Genomic DNA, 15,026 nt, shown 5'->3' on the forward strand with positions numbered 1-15,026 from the left:
CGTCAATTTCTTTTTTTGAATCAAGGGGTTGATTGCAGCTCTTTACACAAGATGTTGTGCACCGGCTCGAAGGAACGCCTATGAAAGGGGGTGACGCCCAGATCTAGCAGCGCGCGTTTGTGGACGGGCGTGGCGTAACCGGCATTCGCCTCCCAGCCATAGCCGGGATGTTGTTGCGCCAAATCCACCATTAGCCGGTCGCGCGCCACCTTGGCCAGGATCGACGCGGCGGCGATCGTCACGCAGCGCGCATCGCCCTGGACGATCGCCTCTCCGGGGCAGGACAGGTCGCGGGGGATGCGGTTGCCGTCCACCAGCACAAGGCAGGGCCGCTGGCGCAGGCCCGCGACCGCCATGCACATCGCCAGATGGGCCGCGTGATAGATGTTCAGGCGGTCGATCTCCTCGACGCCGACATGGATAATGCAATGATCGCAGTTGGCGGCCAGCCATTCGGCCAGGGCTTCGCGGCGTTTCGCGGTCAGCTTCTTGGAATCGTTCAGCCCGTCGGGGATGCTGGTGGGGTCCAGGATCACGGCGGCGGCGGTCACGGGCCCGGCCAGGGGGCCGCGCCCGACCTCGTCCACGCCCGCGACATGGCGGGCGCCTCGGGCCAGGGCGGCATGTTCAACGCTGAAGTCCGGCAGGCTCATGCGGTGATGGTTACAGCGGGAATGGTCACCTCTTCAAGGTTCACGCCCGCGCCTTCCCGGTCCACCACCAGGAAATCCGCCGGGCTGTCCAGCGGCGTCAGCACCCCGTGCCAGACGCCCGCGCGCAGGTTGACGCCGGTGCCTGCGGGCACCAGGAAGGCGCGCGGCTGGCCGGGCGTGCCGTCGTCGTCGGGGGCCACCACCGACAGCCAGGCCCCCGGCCCCAGCGGCATGAAGGCCTGGCTGCCCAGCGGATGGCGTTCCAGCAGGGCGCAGTCATAGGGCAGGCTGACCGCCTGCGACCGGAAGATCGAGATGATCGCGTCGCCCCCGCCGGTCTCGACGGTGGCAAGCGCGTGGTGGCGTTCGCAGCGGCCCGCGTTGATCATGCGGTCGGGCGTGGCGCGCGGGGTCAGAACATCCCCAAAGGGGGCGAAGGCGTCGGCGGTGATCGGTTCGATGCGGATGCGGGTCATGGGTTCCTCCTTGCCCCCTGGCTTAGCCTGCCGCGGCCAGCCCGTCGAGGATCCGGGCCAGGATCGCCCGGCGCGTGGCAGCGGCAGCGCGCCCGTCATCGGGCCATCAGCCGCCGATCAGCCGCCCCGGCCGCGGCAGGAAGACCGTCAGGATCCCCAGGATCGGCAGGAACGAGCACAGCAGGAACACCGTATCGATCCCCTGCGCGTCGGCCAGCACGCCCAAGGCGGCGGCGGCGATGCCGCCCATGCCGAAGCTGAAGCCGAAGAACAGCCCGGCGATGGTGCCGGTGCGGCCCGGCACCAGCTCCTGCGCGAAGACCACGATGGCCGGGAAGGCGGATGCCAGGATCAGCCCGATGATCACGGCCAGCACCCCCGTCGCGACCAGTCCGACATGGGGCAGCAGCAGCGTGAAGGGCAGGACGCCCAGGATGGAAAACCAGATCACCCGCAGCGGCCCGATGCGGTCGCCGACGATGCCGCCCAGGATCACCCCGGCGGCCATTCCGCCCAGGAACAGGAACAGCATCATCTGCGCGCCCTGCGGGCCAAGGCCGAATTTCTCGATGGTGAAGAAGGTGAAATAGCTGCTCATCGAGGCGGTATAGATGTTCTTGGTGAAGGTCAGCACCGCCAGCACGACGATCGACCGGATCACCAGATCGCGCGGATAGCGCAGCGTGGTGTCGGCGCGGGCGGTGGCGGCGCGGCGGCGGCCCTCGGCCCAGCCGCCGACATGCCACAGCAGCGCCGAACCCAAGGCGGCGGCGACGGCGAACCAGGCCACCGCCGGGCGGCCCAGCGGCACGACGATGAAGGCCGCCAGCAGCGGACCCAGCGACTGCCCGAAATTGCCGCCCATCTGGAACAGCGACTGCGCCGTCCCGAACCGCCCGCCCGAGGCCAGCCGCGCCACGCGCGAGCTTTCGGGATGGAACACGGCCGAGCCGACGCCGATCAGCATCGCCCCCATCAGCAGCATCTCGTAGCGATGGGCGAAGGCCAGCAGCAGCACCCCGCAGAAGGTCGAGGCCATGCCGAAGGGCAGCGACCGGGGCTGCGGATGCCTGTCGGTGGCCATGCCGATCAGCGGTTGCAGCAGGGATGCGGTGACCTGGAAGGCAAAGGTCATCACCCCGATCTGCGCATAGCTCAGCGAGAATTCGACCTGGAGCAGCGGATAGATCGCCGCCAGCATCGACTGCATCACGTCGTTGATCATGTGGCACAGGCTGATGGCGGTCAGGACGCCCCAGGCCGTGCCGGTGGCTGCCATCGGGCTGGATGTCGGGATGTCGGCGCGCATCGGTCCCCCACGCTTACCTGCATATGCTGCAATACCAGCCAGGCGGGCGGGCGCAAGCGGGCTGTTGCCGCCGGGGCGCCCGACCTGCGCGGGTCTTGGCCTGCGCGGGTCTTGGCCGATCCCGGCCCACTGACGATTTGGACAGCTTCCCTAAACGTCGCCCGGCCCCGACACTGGGGCCGTATGTGTTTCGAGTAACAAAGTTAAAATAATGGCAAAAATTCCCGGCAACCTTGTCAGGTCGCTGCGCTCATCGGGCGCGGCGGGCGGCGGGCGGCGTATGAATACCTGGCAATCCGTCCGCGCCGACGTGCTGGAACGGATCCGGTCGCGCGAATGGCCGCCCGGCGAGCTGATCCCCACGGAACAGGAACTGGCCGTCACCTTGGGATGCGCGCGGGCCACTGTCAACCGTGCGTTGCGGGAACTGGCCGACAGCGGCATCCTGGAACGCCGGCGCAAGGTCGGCACCCGCGTGGCCGCCACCGTGGCCCGGCGGAGGGTGCTGGACATGCCCGCCATCCGCACCGAGATCGAGAACATGGGCGCCGCCTATTCCTATGAGCTGGCGCGCTTCACGACCCGCCACCCCACCCCCGTCGCCGCGCGGGCGCTGCAAGTGCCCCCGTCCCAGGAACTGCTTCTGATCACGGCGAAATACACCGCCGACGGCCAGCCGCATTGCTGCGAGGCGGTCTGGCTGAACCCCGACCTTCTGCCGCCCCTGACGCGCGAGGATGTCGAACAGCAATCGGCGCATGAATGGCTGGCCAGCCGGGTCGCCCTGACGCATGGGCGGTTCTCGATCCTGGCAGATGCCGCCAAGGGCGACTGCGCCTTTCACCTGAACATTTCCGAAGGCACGGCGGTCCTGAGCATCGAGCGGACGAATTGGGCGGATACCCATCCGGTGTCCTTTGCCCGCCAGTTCTATCCCCCCCAGCACCGCCTGGTGTCCGAGGACTAGGCCAGCGCCGGAAACAGCGCCAGGGCGGCCAGGACCAGAAGGTCCAGGAACAGGAATCGGCCAAGTCCCGCAAGAACCGTGCCGGTCCGGATGTCGCGGACAGCCGCAGCGACCACCACGGCGTTCAGGCCCAGCGGCGGCAGGATCAGCGCGATCTCGACCATCTTGACCAGCAGGATGCCCGACCACACCGGATCCAGGCCATGGGCCCCGCCGATGCCCAGGGCGAATGGCAGGGCCAGGACCAGGATCGCCGCCGGCTCGGCCAGCAGGCCCAGCACCGCGCAGGCCAAGGCCAGCAGCGCGACGGCGGCCAGATGCGGCAGGAACCCGGCGTCCCGGACCAGCAGCGACGGAATCGCGGTCAGATCCAGGACGGTCAGGAACAGCCGCGCGCCGATCAGGATCAGCAGGATCGACGCCGCCTGCATCGCGCTGTCGCGCAGGGCGGCCCACAGCGTCTCGGCCGTCAGGCGACGCTGGACGAGGGCGGCGGCCAGGGTCAGGACCACGCAGATCGCCAGGGCGGCCGCCGCCGAGAGCTGGCCCGTCCAGAGGCCGCCCAGGATGATGCCGAACAGCAGCGGCGCGGGCCAGACCGCCCGCAACGCCGCGCCGCGCGGCATCGGCAAGGCCCGCGACGGGGGCGCGGCCGGGGGATCGCTGTGGACCCACCAGAACAGCACCGCGATCATTCCCGCCAGCGACAGGGCCGCAGGGATCAGCGCGCCCAGGAACATCGCGGCAATCGGGGTTCCGGTCAGCAGCGCCCACAGGATCAGCAGCATGGACGGCGGCAGCAGCGCCCCCAGCGTGCTGCCGATGGCGACCGAGGCGCCCGCCAGGCGCGGGTCATAGCCCGCGCGCAGCATCTCGGGCACGGCGATGCGCGACATGGTGGCGGCGCAGGCGACGGACGATCCGCAGGTCGCGGCGAAGCCCGCGCAGCCCAGGATCGCCGCCCCGGCCAGACCGCCGCGCCTGTTCTGCAACAGCACCGCCGCCGCGTCATGGACCCGCGTCGCGAAACCCGCATAGAAGGCCAGGTTGCCCAGCAGGACCACCAGCGGCATGGCCGCCAGATCGGGCGCGGTCAGCAGGGCCGCCAGCTGGTCCCAAGCCCGGTCCCCCGCGCCCATCAGCGCCAGGCCGACCGCGCCCGGTATCATCAGCGACAGCGCGACGGGCATCCGCAGGACCAGCAAGGCGATCACCGCCGCCATCGCGGCAAAGCCGGTCATCTCCATCGCCGATCCGACCCTTCCTGTCTCACCGCGCCCCCGGATCCCTTGCCGTCCGAAAACGCTAGTGCGGCGGCCCGGCAAACTCAAACTGGAATTGACCGGAATGTGACCGCCGGTCTATCTGGCGATTTCGCGCAAGACATTGAATGCTGCGCCCACCCCGACGGAGAGATTGATGCCGCGATTCCCCCTGCGAATCCCGCTTGCCCTGATCCTGGCGGCGCTGTCGGGCCTGCCTGCGGCGGCCCGGACCGACCTGCCCTTCACCGCCGCCGATATCGAGGCGGCGGCCTATGACGGCGGCGACCTGCCCTCGGGGCGGTCGGCGCTGACGACCAAGGTGCAGGTGCTTCTGGACCGCTCGGGGATCTCTCCGGGCGTAATCGACGGCTTCAAGGGCGGCATGAGCCAGAGCGCGATCATGGCCTTTGAACGCCGGTCGGGCCTGCCCATCGACGGGGTGATGGATCCGCATGTCTGGAACCTGCTGCAATCCTTCGCCGCCCTGCCCGCGACCAAGGATTACACCATCACGGTCGAGGATGCGCAGGGCCTTGCCGATGCGATCCCCACCGATTACGCCGAAAAGGCCGCCATGCCCGCGATGGCCCATACCAGCGTCGCCGAACGCCTGGGCGAGCGGTTTCACATGGACGAGAAATTCATCGCCTTCCTGAACCCCGGCGTGGATCTGGCGCCGGGCGCCACCATCAAGGTCGTCGAGACCGGCGGACGGATGCGCGGCAGCGTGGCGCGGATCCTGGTCGACGTGAACACCCGCCGGGTGGCGGGATTCGATGCGAACGGCAGGCTGCTGGTCGATTATCCGGCCACGATCGGATCTTCGGCCACCCCCTCGCCCTCGGGGAACCACCATGTCAGGGCAGTCGCGCTGAATCCGAACTATACCTATGATCCGAAAAAGAATTTCCAGCAGGGCGACAACGACAAGGTGCTGGTGGTGCCGCCGGGGCCGAACGGGCCGGTGGGCACGGTCTGGATCGGCCTGTCGAAACCGACCTATGGCATCCACGGCACGCCCACGCCGTCGCAATTGTTCCGCAATCAGTCCATGGGCTGCGTCCGGCTGACCAACTGGGATGCCGAGGAACTGGCCCGGATGGTGACGGCCGAGACCACGGCGGTGGAATTCCTGCCCCAGGGCGTGACCATCGCCGATGCGACCGGCGCGGCGCCCGCCCCGGCGGCACAGCCCGCCGCGCCCGTCGACGCTGCGGCCGCGCCCCTGGCCGAACCCGTGCAGACAGTCCCCGCCGCGCCGCTGGATTTCCCGGCCGACCCGCTGGCGGCCAAGCGCGCCCCGTCCGAGCCGGTCTATGAAAACACCTCCGAGGAAGAGGCGGACGCCCTGGTCCCGGCGGGCGATGCGCTGACCGATGCCCTGACGGGCGCGCTGCCCGACAGCTTCGTGGCCCCGCCGCTGGACGAACAGCCGTGACCCGGCGGGGCGCGATCCTGCTGGTCCTGGCCCTGGGCCAGGCCGCGCCCGCCGCCGCGCAGGACCGCCCGCCCGAACGGCCCATCCCGGCCGAACAGCCCGCCGCCGCGGAACCGCGGCCCGATCCCGCCCCGGTCTTCGGCCCGCCCGCGCCGCCCCGCTGGTTCAGCCTGCGCGAAACGGATCAGGACTACGCGGCCTGCAAGCTGGCCCTGTCCTTCCTGGGCACCGTCTATTCCGAGGAACCGCCGATCACCGACCCGGACGATCCCGATTGCGGCATCGCCCGCCCGATCCGGGTCGAACGCATCCTGCCCGACCTGACGCTGGAGGGCGGGGCGGTGATGCGCTGCGACACGGCCCGGTCGCTGGGCTTCTGGGCGCGCGATTTCCTGCGGCCCGCCTCGCTGATGCTGCCGGGCGCGCCGCGCGTCACGGGATTGCAGCTGGGCACGACCTATGACTGCCGCCCGCGCATCGGCACCGGCGCGGACCAGCCCAAGCTGTCCGAACACGCGCTTGGCAATGCCATCGACATCGCCGCCTTCGTCCTTGACGGCGCCGACCCGCTGGTCGTGCAGCCCCGCGCCGACACCGGCGACATGGCCGAGGCGTTCCAGCGCACCGTCCGTGCGGCGGGCTGCCTGTTCTTCACGACCGTGCTTGGTCCCGGATCGAACGCGGCGCATGACGACCACCTGCATCTGGACATCGCCGCCCGGCGCGGCGGCTGGCGGCTGTGCCAGTGATCCTCTGACCTGCCCTCAGCGCCTGCTGCGTTCCAGATCCAGATAGGATGGATCGAACCGCGCCAGCAGCGTCAGCCCCTTCCAGTCGGTGATGGTAATCTCAGCGCCCAGCCAGCGGATCAGCCCGCGATCGCGCAGATCCCGCACCGCGCGGTTCACATGGATCGGCGAATAGCCCAGGATATCGGCCAGTTCGCGTTGCAGCAGCGGCAGGTGGAACTGATGCTCGGACGCCGCGCCCACGGCGTTCAGCCGCGTATAGATTTCGCACAGCAGATGGGCCAGATGCGCGCTGGACCGCAGGGACGCCGCCGCCACCAGCCATTGCCGATGGATCGCCGCGTCCAGCAAGGTCGCCATCCACAACAGCCGGGTCAGGTGGGGAAAATTCTCGGTGATCTCGGTCAGTTCGGCATGGTCGACGAATTCCACCTCGGTCGGGCCGACGGCGATGATCGAATGATCCAGCCTGGCCAGCACCAGGGCATGAAGATCCACAAAATCCCCCGGCACATGCAGCGCCGTGATCACCCGGTCGTCGGGCCGCCCGACAAGCGGATGGGACCGCGCCGACAGCCCGCGCAGCATCATGCAGCTGCGATCGGGGCTGCTGCCCGCAGGAACGATCACCTCCCCAGGGGCATAGCTGGCATGTACGGTCTTCAACGTCCGCAGGCGTTCCAAGTCTTTCGTGCTGAGGCTGTCACGCCTTTGAAGATAGCGGACAAAATACTCGGTAATCGCCAATTCTTTACCCATCCTTTCCCGTGGTGTGGCAAATCGCCCTGACCGGCGCAATGGGATCAGGTTTCATCTAGGTCATGTTGACAAATGGCGGAGCCAGATGCGGATCGAGGTGATGTCGATGAAGCCCAGGAAGCTCTCTGCGGTTTTGTCGTAGCGGGTGGCGACGCGGCGGGCATTCTTGAGCTTGTTGAAGCAGCGCTCGACGAGGTTGCGCAGCCGGTAAAGGGTTCGGTCCACGGCCACGCGCAGCTTGCGGGACTTTCGCATCGGGATCACCGGCACGACGTTGCGCGCCTCCATGGTTTCTCGAACCCTGTCAGAGTCATAGCCGCGATCCGCCAGCAGGACGGAGGGCTCTGGCAGGTTGTCGTCCATGATGAGGTCAAAGCCCAGATAGTCCGATGTCTGGCCCGGCGTGATGTCCGACCTCATGGGCAGGCCTGCGCCATTGACGCGGAGGTGGATCTTTGTCGTGAAGCCACCTCGCGAACGGCCAAAACCCTGTCGCGGAGTCCCCCTTTAGCGCCCGCTGCCTGATGATGGGCGCGGACCACGGTGCTGTCGATCATCTGCAAGGCCGCTGGAACCACCCCGCTCTCGTTCAGGGCCTCCAGTATCCCTTCCCACAGCCCGGCCAGGGTCCAGCGCCGGAACTGGCGGTAGACCGACGACCACTTGCCGAACTCTTCCGGCAGGTCACGCCACGGCGAACCTGTGCGGGCTATCCAGAAAATCCCATCCAGAACAAGACGATGGTTCATGGGTTTGCGCCCGTTCGGTGCGCGGACGGCCAGAATGAAGCGTTCGTGAAACGCCCATTCCTCGTCAGACATCAGGTCTCGTGCCAAGCTGGTCTCCATCGCAGATACCAGCTTGAATCACGTTCAGCACGTCCTGTGAATCCCTTTTGTCAACACGGCCTAACATTCATTAAGCCAACTCAAATGCTTGGCTCTCGGTTTCACCTTGCTCAGCCGCGCGCGGCCTGCCGCCCATGCGCCGGAACCCGCAGGGCGCTGCCGAGGGCCGCGAAACTCTCGTCGATGCCCGGCGTCCTGACGGTGATCAGGTCGTCGAGCTGGGGAAACAGCTTCACGGCCTCGTCCAGCCGGGGGTCGGCCCCTGGGGCGTAAAGACCGGCGCGAATCATCAGTTCCGATTCCGAATAGGCGCCCAGGGCGGCCCTGGCCTTGCCGATCATCCTGTTTTCGTCAGGCGTGGCGGCATCGGGCAAGGACCGCGACACCGACTTTACCACATCGATCGCCGGAAAGCGCCCGCGTTCGGCGATCGTGCGGTCCAGGACCACATGCCCGTCCAGCGTGCCCCGCAGGATGTCGGCCACCGGCTCCTCCATGTCGGAACCCGCGACCAGGACGCTGAAGATGCCGGTGATGTCGCCCGTCCCCTCCAGCCCCGGCCCGGACCGTTCGGCAAGCGCCATGATCAGGTTCGACACCGACGGCGGAAAGCCGCGATAGCTGGGCGGCTCGCCCGCAGCCAAGGCGATCTCGCGATGCGCCTCGGCGAATCGGGTGATCGAATCGGCCAGGAACAGCACATGGTGGCCCTGGTCGCGGAAATGTTCGGCCACCGCCATAGCGGCCCAGGCGCAGCGCCGCCGGATCAGCGGCGACCGGTCCGAGGTCGCGGCGACGATCACCGCCCGCGCCATGCCCTCTGGCCCCAGGGTCTTTTCGACGAATTCGCGCAATTCCCGCCCGCGTTCGCCGATCATGGCGATGACCACCACATCGGCCTGAACGCCCCTGGCAAGCCCCGACAGCAGCGTGGATTTGCCGACGCCAGACCCGGCGAACAGCCCGATCCGCTGGCCGGTGACCAGGGGCAGCAGCGTGTCGAAGACGGCAAATCCCGTGGGCAGGCGCGCGCCCAGCCGTTTGCGGCGCACGGCGGGCGGGGCCTCGCGGCGATAGGGACGGGGTTCGCGGCCGGGCGTCAGGGGGCGGCCGTCCAGGGGCTGGCCCAGCGGGTCGATGATTCGGCCCACCCAGGCATCGCAGGGCGCGATCGAGGGGGCGAACAGCAGTTCGACCCCGGCGCCCACCGACAACCCTTCGGAATCGCCCTCGGGCAGCACATCGGCATGGCGCGGCGCAAGCCCCACGATCTCCCCCGCGACATGGCCTTTTTGAAGCGAAATCAGCACTCTGTCGCCGACCGAGGCATGGCTGTTCAACCCGTCGACCCGGATCAGGCCGGCCTGCATCGAATGCACCCGGCCAAAGTGCCGCGTCATGCGCAAATCCGCGATCCGTGTCGCGATCGAGGTCAGGTGATCCATCTCCGCCATCCGTTTTTTCCCAGCCTGCAAACGGTTTCTAAACGAATCGGAGTTAAGACCGGGTTATCGCCAATGGGGAAAGCCTCATGTTTGAAAAGATCGAGATGATGCGCATGGCCCGCGCCCTAGGCGCCCATGCCAGCCAGCGGCACCTTGTCGTTGCGCGCAATATCGCCAATGCCGATACCCCCGGCTTCAAGGCCGCCGATACGGCGTCCTTTGCCGACAGCTATCGCAGCGCGGACCTGGCGCCGATGCGGGTCACCGATCCGCGCCACCTTGCCACGCCCGACTGGTCGCCCATGACGCGCCGGACGGTCGATGAGACCGGCCTGTCGCCCAACGGCAACTCCGTCTCGCTGGAGGAGGAGATGCTGAAGGCGGCCGAGGTCAAGCGCAGCCACGACCTGTCGCTGGGCATCTACAGCTCGGCCCTGGACCTGATGCGCACCAGCATCGGAAGGAGAGCGTGATGGACAAGCCCGTATCCGCCCTGAACCTGGCCGCGTCCGGGATGCGCGCGCAAAGCGAACGCCTGCGCCATACCGCCGAGAACATCGCCAATCTCGACACGCCCGGCTATCGCCGCAAGCTTGTCACCTTCGAGGAGGCGACACGTTTCGGCCGCCCGACCGGAGAGGTCGAGGCCTCGAAGCTGCGCCTGGACCGGAAGGATCTGCCCCGCGTCTACGACCCCTCGCACCCCATGGCGGACAAGGACGGCTATTACCTGGGGTCGAATGTCGACCTGGTGATCGAGATCGCCGATTCGCGCGAGGCGGGCCGCAGCTACGAAGCCAATCTGAAAATGTTCGAGCAGACACGCCAGATGGGCGCGTCGCTTCTGGAACTTCTGCGCCGCTAGAAAGGTCGCCCCATGTTTACCAGTCTGAATGCAGCCAGCGCCTATTCCGCCGCCCGCACCGCCGTGGCGCCGGGCCAGCCCGCCCCCGCCCTCGAGGCCCTGTCCAACGCGGCCGAGGATTTCGCCGCCCAGATGGGCCAGGTCGACCAGGTCGCCACCGGCGCCATGACCGGCCAGGTCGAAACCCACCGCCTGGTCCAGACCCTGGCCGAGGCCGAGATGGCGATGGAAACGGTGGTCGCCATCCGCGACAAGGTGGTCGAAGCCTATCAGGAAATCCTGCGGATGCCGGTGTGAGCCATGGATGAGACGCTGCTGTTCGACATGCTGCGCCAGGCCCTGCTGATCGCGGTCCGCATCTCGGCCCCGATGCTGGCGGTGGCGCTGATCGCAGGCGTGGTGATCGGGTTGTTCCAGGCGCTGACCTCGGTCCAGGAAATGACGCTGACCTTCGTGCCCAAGGTCGGGCTGATGCTGGGGGTCTTCTGGGTCACGATGAGCTTCATGACCACGGCGCTGTCCGATTTCTACCTGGGCCAGATCATCCCCCTGATTGCAGGAAGCTGAGCGATGGACAACGCGATCTATGCGACTCTGACCCGGCAATCCGGGCTGATGGCGGAAATGCGGGTGGTGGCCAACAACATCGCCAACGCCAACACCACCGGCTTCAGGCGCGAAGGCGTGATCTTCGCCGAACACCTGTCGGCGCTGGACCGGCGCGGCGACACGCTGTCCATGGCCCATGCGCGGGGCCGGATCATCGACCTCGACCAGGGCGTGCTGACCCAGACGGGCGGCAATTACGACCTGGCCATCGAGGGCGACGGCTTCTTCCTGGTCGAGACGCCCGAGGGCAACCGCCTGACCCGCGCCGGGGCCTTCCTGCCCTCCGCCGAGGGTGAGCTGATGACCGCCGAAGGCTTCCGCCTGCTGGACGAGGGCATGGCCCCGATCATCGTCCCCGCCGGGGCCAGCGGCGTGGCGGTGGGCGCGGACGGCACGCTGTCCGCGAACGACGTGGCCTTCGGCAAGATCGGCGTCTTCACCGCGCCCGAGGATGCGCAACTGGCCCATCAGGGCGGCACCTCCTTCACCATCGACGGACAGCCCGAACCCGTCGACGACGTCCGCATCCGCCAGGGCTTCCTCGAGGAATCGAACGTCGATTCCGTGTTCGAGATCACCCGCATGATCGAAGTCCAGCGTGCCTACGAACTGGGCCAATCCTTCCTTGACCGCGAAGATCAGCGCATCCGCAGCGCGATCGCCGGCATGAGCCGCTGAAAGGACTACCGATGAGAGCCTTGCAAATCGCCGCGACCGGCATGAGCGCGCAGCAAACCCGTGTCGAGGTCATCTCGAACAACCTCGCCAACATGTCGACCACCGGCTACAACGCCCGGCGCGCCGAATTCGCCGACCTGACCTATCAGCAGGCGACGCGCCCGGGCACCGTGACGGCCGCCGACGGCACCGTCATCCCGGCGGGCGTGCAGCTGGGCTTGGGGGTGCGGCCCACGGCGGTCAGCATCAACCTGCAACAGGGATCGCTGACCCAGACCGGGGGCGACCTGGATCTGGCCATCGACGGCGACGGCTATCTGGAGGTGACGCTGCCCTCGGGCATTTCGGCCTATACGCGCGACGGCGGGCTGAAGCGGTCGCCGGACGGGCTGGTCGTCACCTCGGACGGCTATCCGGTGGTCCCGAACATCACCATCCCGGACGACGCGCGCACGATTTCCATCAACGCCGCGGGCGAGGTTCACGCCTATTTCAACGATCAGGTCGAACCGGAACTGCTGGGCCAGCTGACCATGGCGGGCTTCTCCAACGAAAAGGGCCTCGAGGCGATCGGCTCGAACCTGTTCCTGGAAACCGCCGCATCCGGCACGCCCCAGGTGACGACGCCCGGCGTCGACGGGCTGGGCATTCTGCGCCAGGGCTATCTGGAGGACAGCTCGGTCGATTCGGTGCGCGAGATCACCGAACTGATCAAGGCGCAGCGCGGATACGAGCTGAACGCCAAGGTCATCACCGCCGCCGACCAGATGCTGGCGGCCACGACCCAGGTGCGCTGATGCGGTGGCTGGCCCTTCTTCTGGCGCTTGCCCCCCTGCCCGCCTCGGCGGCGGTGCTGGCGGCGGCGCGCACGCTGCCCGCGGGCACGGTCATCACGGCTGCCGACCTGCGCGCCGTCGATGGCGACCGGCCCGGTCTGTCCGATCCATCGGAAGCCATCGGCTTGCAGACCCGCATCACCATCCACGAAGGCCGCCCGCTGCAAGCCTCGCTCTTGCAGGCGCCGAAGCTGATCGGGCGAAACCAGATCCATCCGCTGGTCTTCCAGCGCGGCGGGCTGCGGATCGTCGCCCAGGCGCGAACCTTGTCCGATGGCGCGGCGGGCGATGTGATCCGTGTCATGAACCTCGAATCCCGCAACACGATCAGCGCGGTCGTCCAGCCCGACGGCAGCCTGCTGGCCGCGCAATAATCCGACCAAGGACATCCGATGAAACCGACCGCCCTGATCTGCCTTGCCCTTGCCGTGACCGCCTGCGCGCGGGCCGACCACCTGGGCAAGCCGCCCACCCTCACCTCGCCCCGCAACAGCGAGGAGTTCATCGCCATGACCAATCCGCCGCTGGAAATCCCCGTCGATTCCGGCCGCCCCGAGGCCGCGGCCTCGCTGTGGGCGGGGACCACCTCGTCGCTGATCAGCGACCGGCGGGCGGCCACGCGCGGCGACATCCTGACCGTGGTGATCGAGATCGACGACGAGGCGCAGATGACCAACACCTCGGGCCGCAGCCGCTCCTCGGGGGAAAGCGTCAGCGTTCCGCAGATGATCGGCATTCCGCAGCGCCTGAACAGGAAACTGCCCGAGGGCGCCAGCTTCGACAACCTGGCCGAGGCGGAATCGTCCTCGACCTACAAGGGCAGCGGCAACATCACGCGGCGCGACAAGCTGACGCTGCGCATCGCCGCGACCGTGATCGACACGCTGCCCAACGGCACCCTGCAGATCGAGGGGACTCAGGAAGTCCGGGTGAACTTTGAACTGCGCGAACTGACCGTCAGCGGCTTCGTGCGTCCCGCCGACATCGACCGCAGCAACGAGATCGCCTATGACCGCATCGCGGGCGCGCGCATCAGCTATGGCGGGCGCGGGCAGATCACCGATGTGCAGCAACCCCGCTTCGGCCAGCAGATCGCCGATGTGATCCTGCCGTATTGAGGGCGGTCCATGAAAAAGATCCTGACCCTGCTGATCCCCATCCTGGCCCTTGTCGCGGGAATCGCGGCCGGCGACATCCTGCGGCCCGCGCCCGAGGGAACCGGACAGGCCGCGGCTGCGGGCGATCATGGCGATGCGAAACCCGCCGATGATGGGCACGCCGCCGCGAACCACGCTGCCCCGGCCGACGGCCATGCCGCCGCTGCCGATCATGGCGGCGTCAACGGGAAGGGGGGCGCGGTTCCCTCCCAGGCCTGGTTCACCTTCCCGTCCCAGTTCTTCGTGCCGCTGATGCGCAACGGCGATATGGGTGCGGTGATGATCCTGACCCTGACCATCGAAACCGGCGCCGCCGAACTGCCCGCGATGGAACAGCAGGAACACCGTCTGCGCGACGCGCTGCTGCGCGAGTTGCTGATCCACGCCAATACCGGCGGCTTCGACGGCAACTTCACCTCCGAAGCGCGGTTGGCGCCGCTGCGCGAGCGCTTGCAAAAAGCCGCGCAGGCCAGCACCGACCTGCCCGTCAATGCCGTCCTGATCGAGGATATCGCGCGCCAGGCAAGCTGACGGTTGCATCGGCAAGGGCGGCAGGGCAGAAACCGGCCCTGCCCGATCAAGGACATGCCGGTGGACCGACCCTTCTCCGAAAGCGACCGCATCACGATCCTGCTGGCCAGCTATCGCGGCGCGGGCTTCATCCGGGCGCAACTGGACAGCATCGCGGCACAGACCTACCAGAACTGGCGCCTGATCCTGTCCGATGACGGATCGGACGACGGAACCCCCGGCATCGTCGCGGAGTTCGCGGCCTCGCGCCCGGCCGGACAGGTGCAAATGATCGACGGGCCGCGCCGAGGCGCCACGCAGAATTTCCTGCACCTGCTGACCGCCGCACCGCACGGGGCCATCGCCTTTTGCGACCAGGATTTTGCGACCGGGACGATATCCGGTTTCCCGACAAGCTGGCCCGCGCCGCGGCGGCGCTGTGCGGCGGCGGGACGGCCCCGT

General features: G+C 67.9%; 19 protein-coding genes and 1 pseudogene. 13 read left to right on the forward strand and 7 right to left on the reverse strand.

All coding sequences use genetic code 11. The features are described 5' to 3' along the window. Positions 1–20 precede the first annotated feature (20 nt). The 3 genes from PXD02_RS14525 to PXD02_RS14535 form a co-directional block, all read right to left on the reverse strand. Complete coding sequence (locus PXD02_RS14525) at positions 21–653, reverse strand: ribonuclease HII (RefSeq protein WP_275104545.1); 633 nt, start codon at positions 651–653, stop codon at positions 21–23. Beyond that, positions 650–1,129 (reverse strand): ureidoglycolate lyase, encoded by a 480-nt coding sequence (locus PXD02_RS14530; protein ID WP_275104546.1) that lies wholly within the window; start codon positions 1,127–1,129, stop codon positions 650–652. Before PXD02_RS14530 ends, PXD02_RS14525 begins: the two co-directional genes overlap by 4 nt. Before the next feature lie 106 nt (positions 1,130–1,235). Next, positions 1,236–2,438 (reverse strand): MFS transporter, encoded by a 1,203-nt coding sequence (locus PXD02_RS14535; protein ID WP_275104547.1) that lies wholly within the window; start codon positions 2,436–2,438, stop codon positions 1,236–1,238. 211 nt (positions 2,439–2,649) lie between these two features. On the opposite strand from PXD02_RS14535, the gene PXD02_RS14540 reads away from it, so the two are divergent. Then, a complete protein-coding gene (locus tag PXD02_RS14540; protein ID WP_275104548.1) occupies positions 2,650–3,405 on the forward strand; it encodes a GntR family transcriptional regulator in 756 nt (251 codons plus the stop codon). Here the strand turns inward: PXD02_RS14540 and PXD02_RS14545 are convergent. Beyond that, on the reverse strand, positions 3,402–4,652 hold the full coding sequence (locus PXD02_RS14545) for a TRAP transporter large permease subunit (protein WP_275104549.1): 1,251 nt from the start codon (positions 4,650–4,652) through the stop codon (positions 3,402–3,404). The genes PXD02_RS14540 and PXD02_RS14545 overlap by 4 nt on opposite strands. Before the next feature lie 172 nt (positions 4,653–4,824). Between PXD02_RS14545 and PXD02_RS14550 the strand changes: the two genes are divergently transcribed. Both PXD02_RS14550 and PXD02_RS14555 read left to right on the forward strand, forming a co-directional pair. Beyond that, positions 4,825–6,108, forward strand: a complete 1,284-nt coding sequence (locus tag PXD02_RS14550) for a L,D-transpeptidase family protein (protein WP_275104550.1) — start codon at positions 4,825–4,827, stop codon at positions 6,106–6,108. Next, entirely contained in the window at positions 6,105–6,857 is a 753-nt protein-coding gene (locus PXD02_RS14555; RefSeq protein ID WP_275104551.1) for an extensin-like domain-containing protein, read from the forward strand. The genes PXD02_RS14550 and PXD02_RS14555 overlap by 4 nt, the downstream gene beginning before the upstream one ends. Before the next feature lie 15 nt (positions 6,858–6,872). On the opposite strand, the gene PXD02_RS14560 is transcribed toward PXD02_RS14555, so the two are convergent. From PXD02_RS14560 to PXD02_RS14570, 3 genes are all read right to left on the reverse strand, one after another. Then, positions 6,873–7,541: a Crp/Fnr family transcriptional regulator gene (locus PXD02_RS14560; protein ID WP_275104552.1), complete on the reverse strand. Its 669-nt coding sequence runs from the start codon at positions 7,539–7,541 to the stop codon at positions 6,873–6,875. 135 nt (positions 7,542–7,676) lie between these two features. Beyond that, a protein-coding gene (locus PXD02_RS14565) for an IS5 family transposase (RefSeq protein ID WP_275103592.1) occupies positions 7,677–8,464 on the reverse strand; the annotation gives its coding sequence in 2 pieces (ribosomal slippage) (positions 7,677–8,125 and positions 8,125–8,464; 789 coding nt in all). Between the two features lie 110 nt (positions 8,465–8,574). Next, a complete protein-coding gene (locus PXD02_RS14570; RefSeq protein WP_275104553.1) occupies positions 8,575–9,909 on the reverse strand; it encodes a FliI/YscN family ATPase in 1,335 nt (444 codons plus the stop codon). Between the two features lie 86 nt (positions 9,910–9,995). Here PXD02_RS14570 and PXD02_RS14575 point away from each other — a divergent pair, with 86 nt between their 5' ends. From PXD02_RS14575 to PXD02_RS16920, 10 genes and pseudogenes are all read left to right on the forward strand, one after another. Further along, positions 9,996–10,382, forward strand: a complete 387-nt coding sequence (locus PXD02_RS14575; protein ID WP_275104554.1) for a FlgB family protein — start codon at positions 9,996–9,998, stop codon at positions 10,380–10,382. Then, positions 10,382–10,774 carry a flagellar basal body rod protein FlgC gene (gene flgC, locus PXD02_RS14580; RefSeq protein ID WP_275104555.1) on the forward strand — a complete coding sequence of 131 codons (393 nt, stop codon included), beginning with the start codon at positions 10,382–10,384 and terminating at the stop codon, positions 10,772–10,774. Before PXD02_RS14575 ends, flgC begins: the two co-directional genes overlap by 1 nt. A gap of 12 nt (positions 10,775–10,786) precedes the next feature. Then, complete coding sequence (fliE, locus tag PXD02_RS14585) at positions 10,787–11,071, forward strand: flagellar hook-basal body complex protein FliE (protein ID WP_275104556.1); 285 nt, start codon at positions 10,787–10,789, stop codon at positions 11,069–11,071. 3 nt (positions 11,072–11,074) lie between these two features. Then, positions 11,075–11,341, forward strand: a complete 267-nt coding sequence (locus PXD02_RS14590; RefSeq protein WP_126153031.1) for a flagellar biosynthetic protein FliQ — start codon at positions 11,075–11,077, stop codon at positions 11,339–11,341. 3 nt (positions 11,342–11,344) lie between these two features. After that, on the forward strand, positions 11,345–12,061 hold the full coding sequence (locus PXD02_RS14595) for a flagellar hook-basal body complex protein (RefSeq protein ID WP_275104557.1): 717 nt from the start codon (positions 11,345–11,347) through the stop codon (positions 12,059–12,061). An 11-nt stretch (positions 12,062–12,072) separates the two neighbouring features. Continuing rightward, positions 12,073–12,858, forward strand: coding sequence for a flagellar basal-body rod protein FlgG (gene flgG, locus PXD02_RS14600; RefSeq protein WP_275104558.1), 786 nt, complete (start codon positions 12,073–12,075; stop codon positions 12,856–12,858). Beyond that, positions 12,858–13,271: a flagellar basal body P-ring formation chaperone FlgA gene (gene flgA, locus PXD02_RS14605; protein WP_275104559.1), complete on the forward strand. Its 414-nt coding sequence runs from the start codon at positions 12,858–12,860 to the stop codon at positions 13,269–13,271. Before flgG ends, flgA begins: the two co-directional genes overlap by 1 nt. Before the next feature lie 18 nt (positions 13,272–13,289). Continuing rightward, on the forward strand, positions 13,290–14,015 hold the full coding sequence (flgH, locus tag PXD02_RS14610; protein ID WP_275104560.1) for a flagellar basal body L-ring protein FlgH: 726 nt from the start codon (positions 13,290–13,292) through the stop codon (positions 14,013–14,015). A 9-nt stretch (positions 14,016–14,024) separates the two neighbouring features. After that, the gene (locus tag PXD02_RS14615) at positions 14,025–14,585 is read left to right on the forward strand and encodes a hypothetical protein (RefSeq protein ID WP_275104561.1); all 561 of its coding nucleotides are present in this window, start codon (positions 14,025–14,027) and stop codon (positions 14,583–14,585) included. Between the two features lie 54 nt (positions 14,586–14,639). After that, positions 14,640–14,936, forward strand: a pseudogene (locus PXD02_RS16920) (glycosyltransferase); the annotation flags it as partial. Between the last annotated feature and the right edge of the window lie 90 nt (positions 14,937–15,026).

It is taken from the genome of Paracoccus sp. S3-43 (genome assembly GCF_029027965.1).
Classification (GTDB): domain Bacteria; phylum Pseudomonadota; class Alphaproteobacteria; order Rhodobacterales; family Rhodobacteraceae; genus Paracoccus.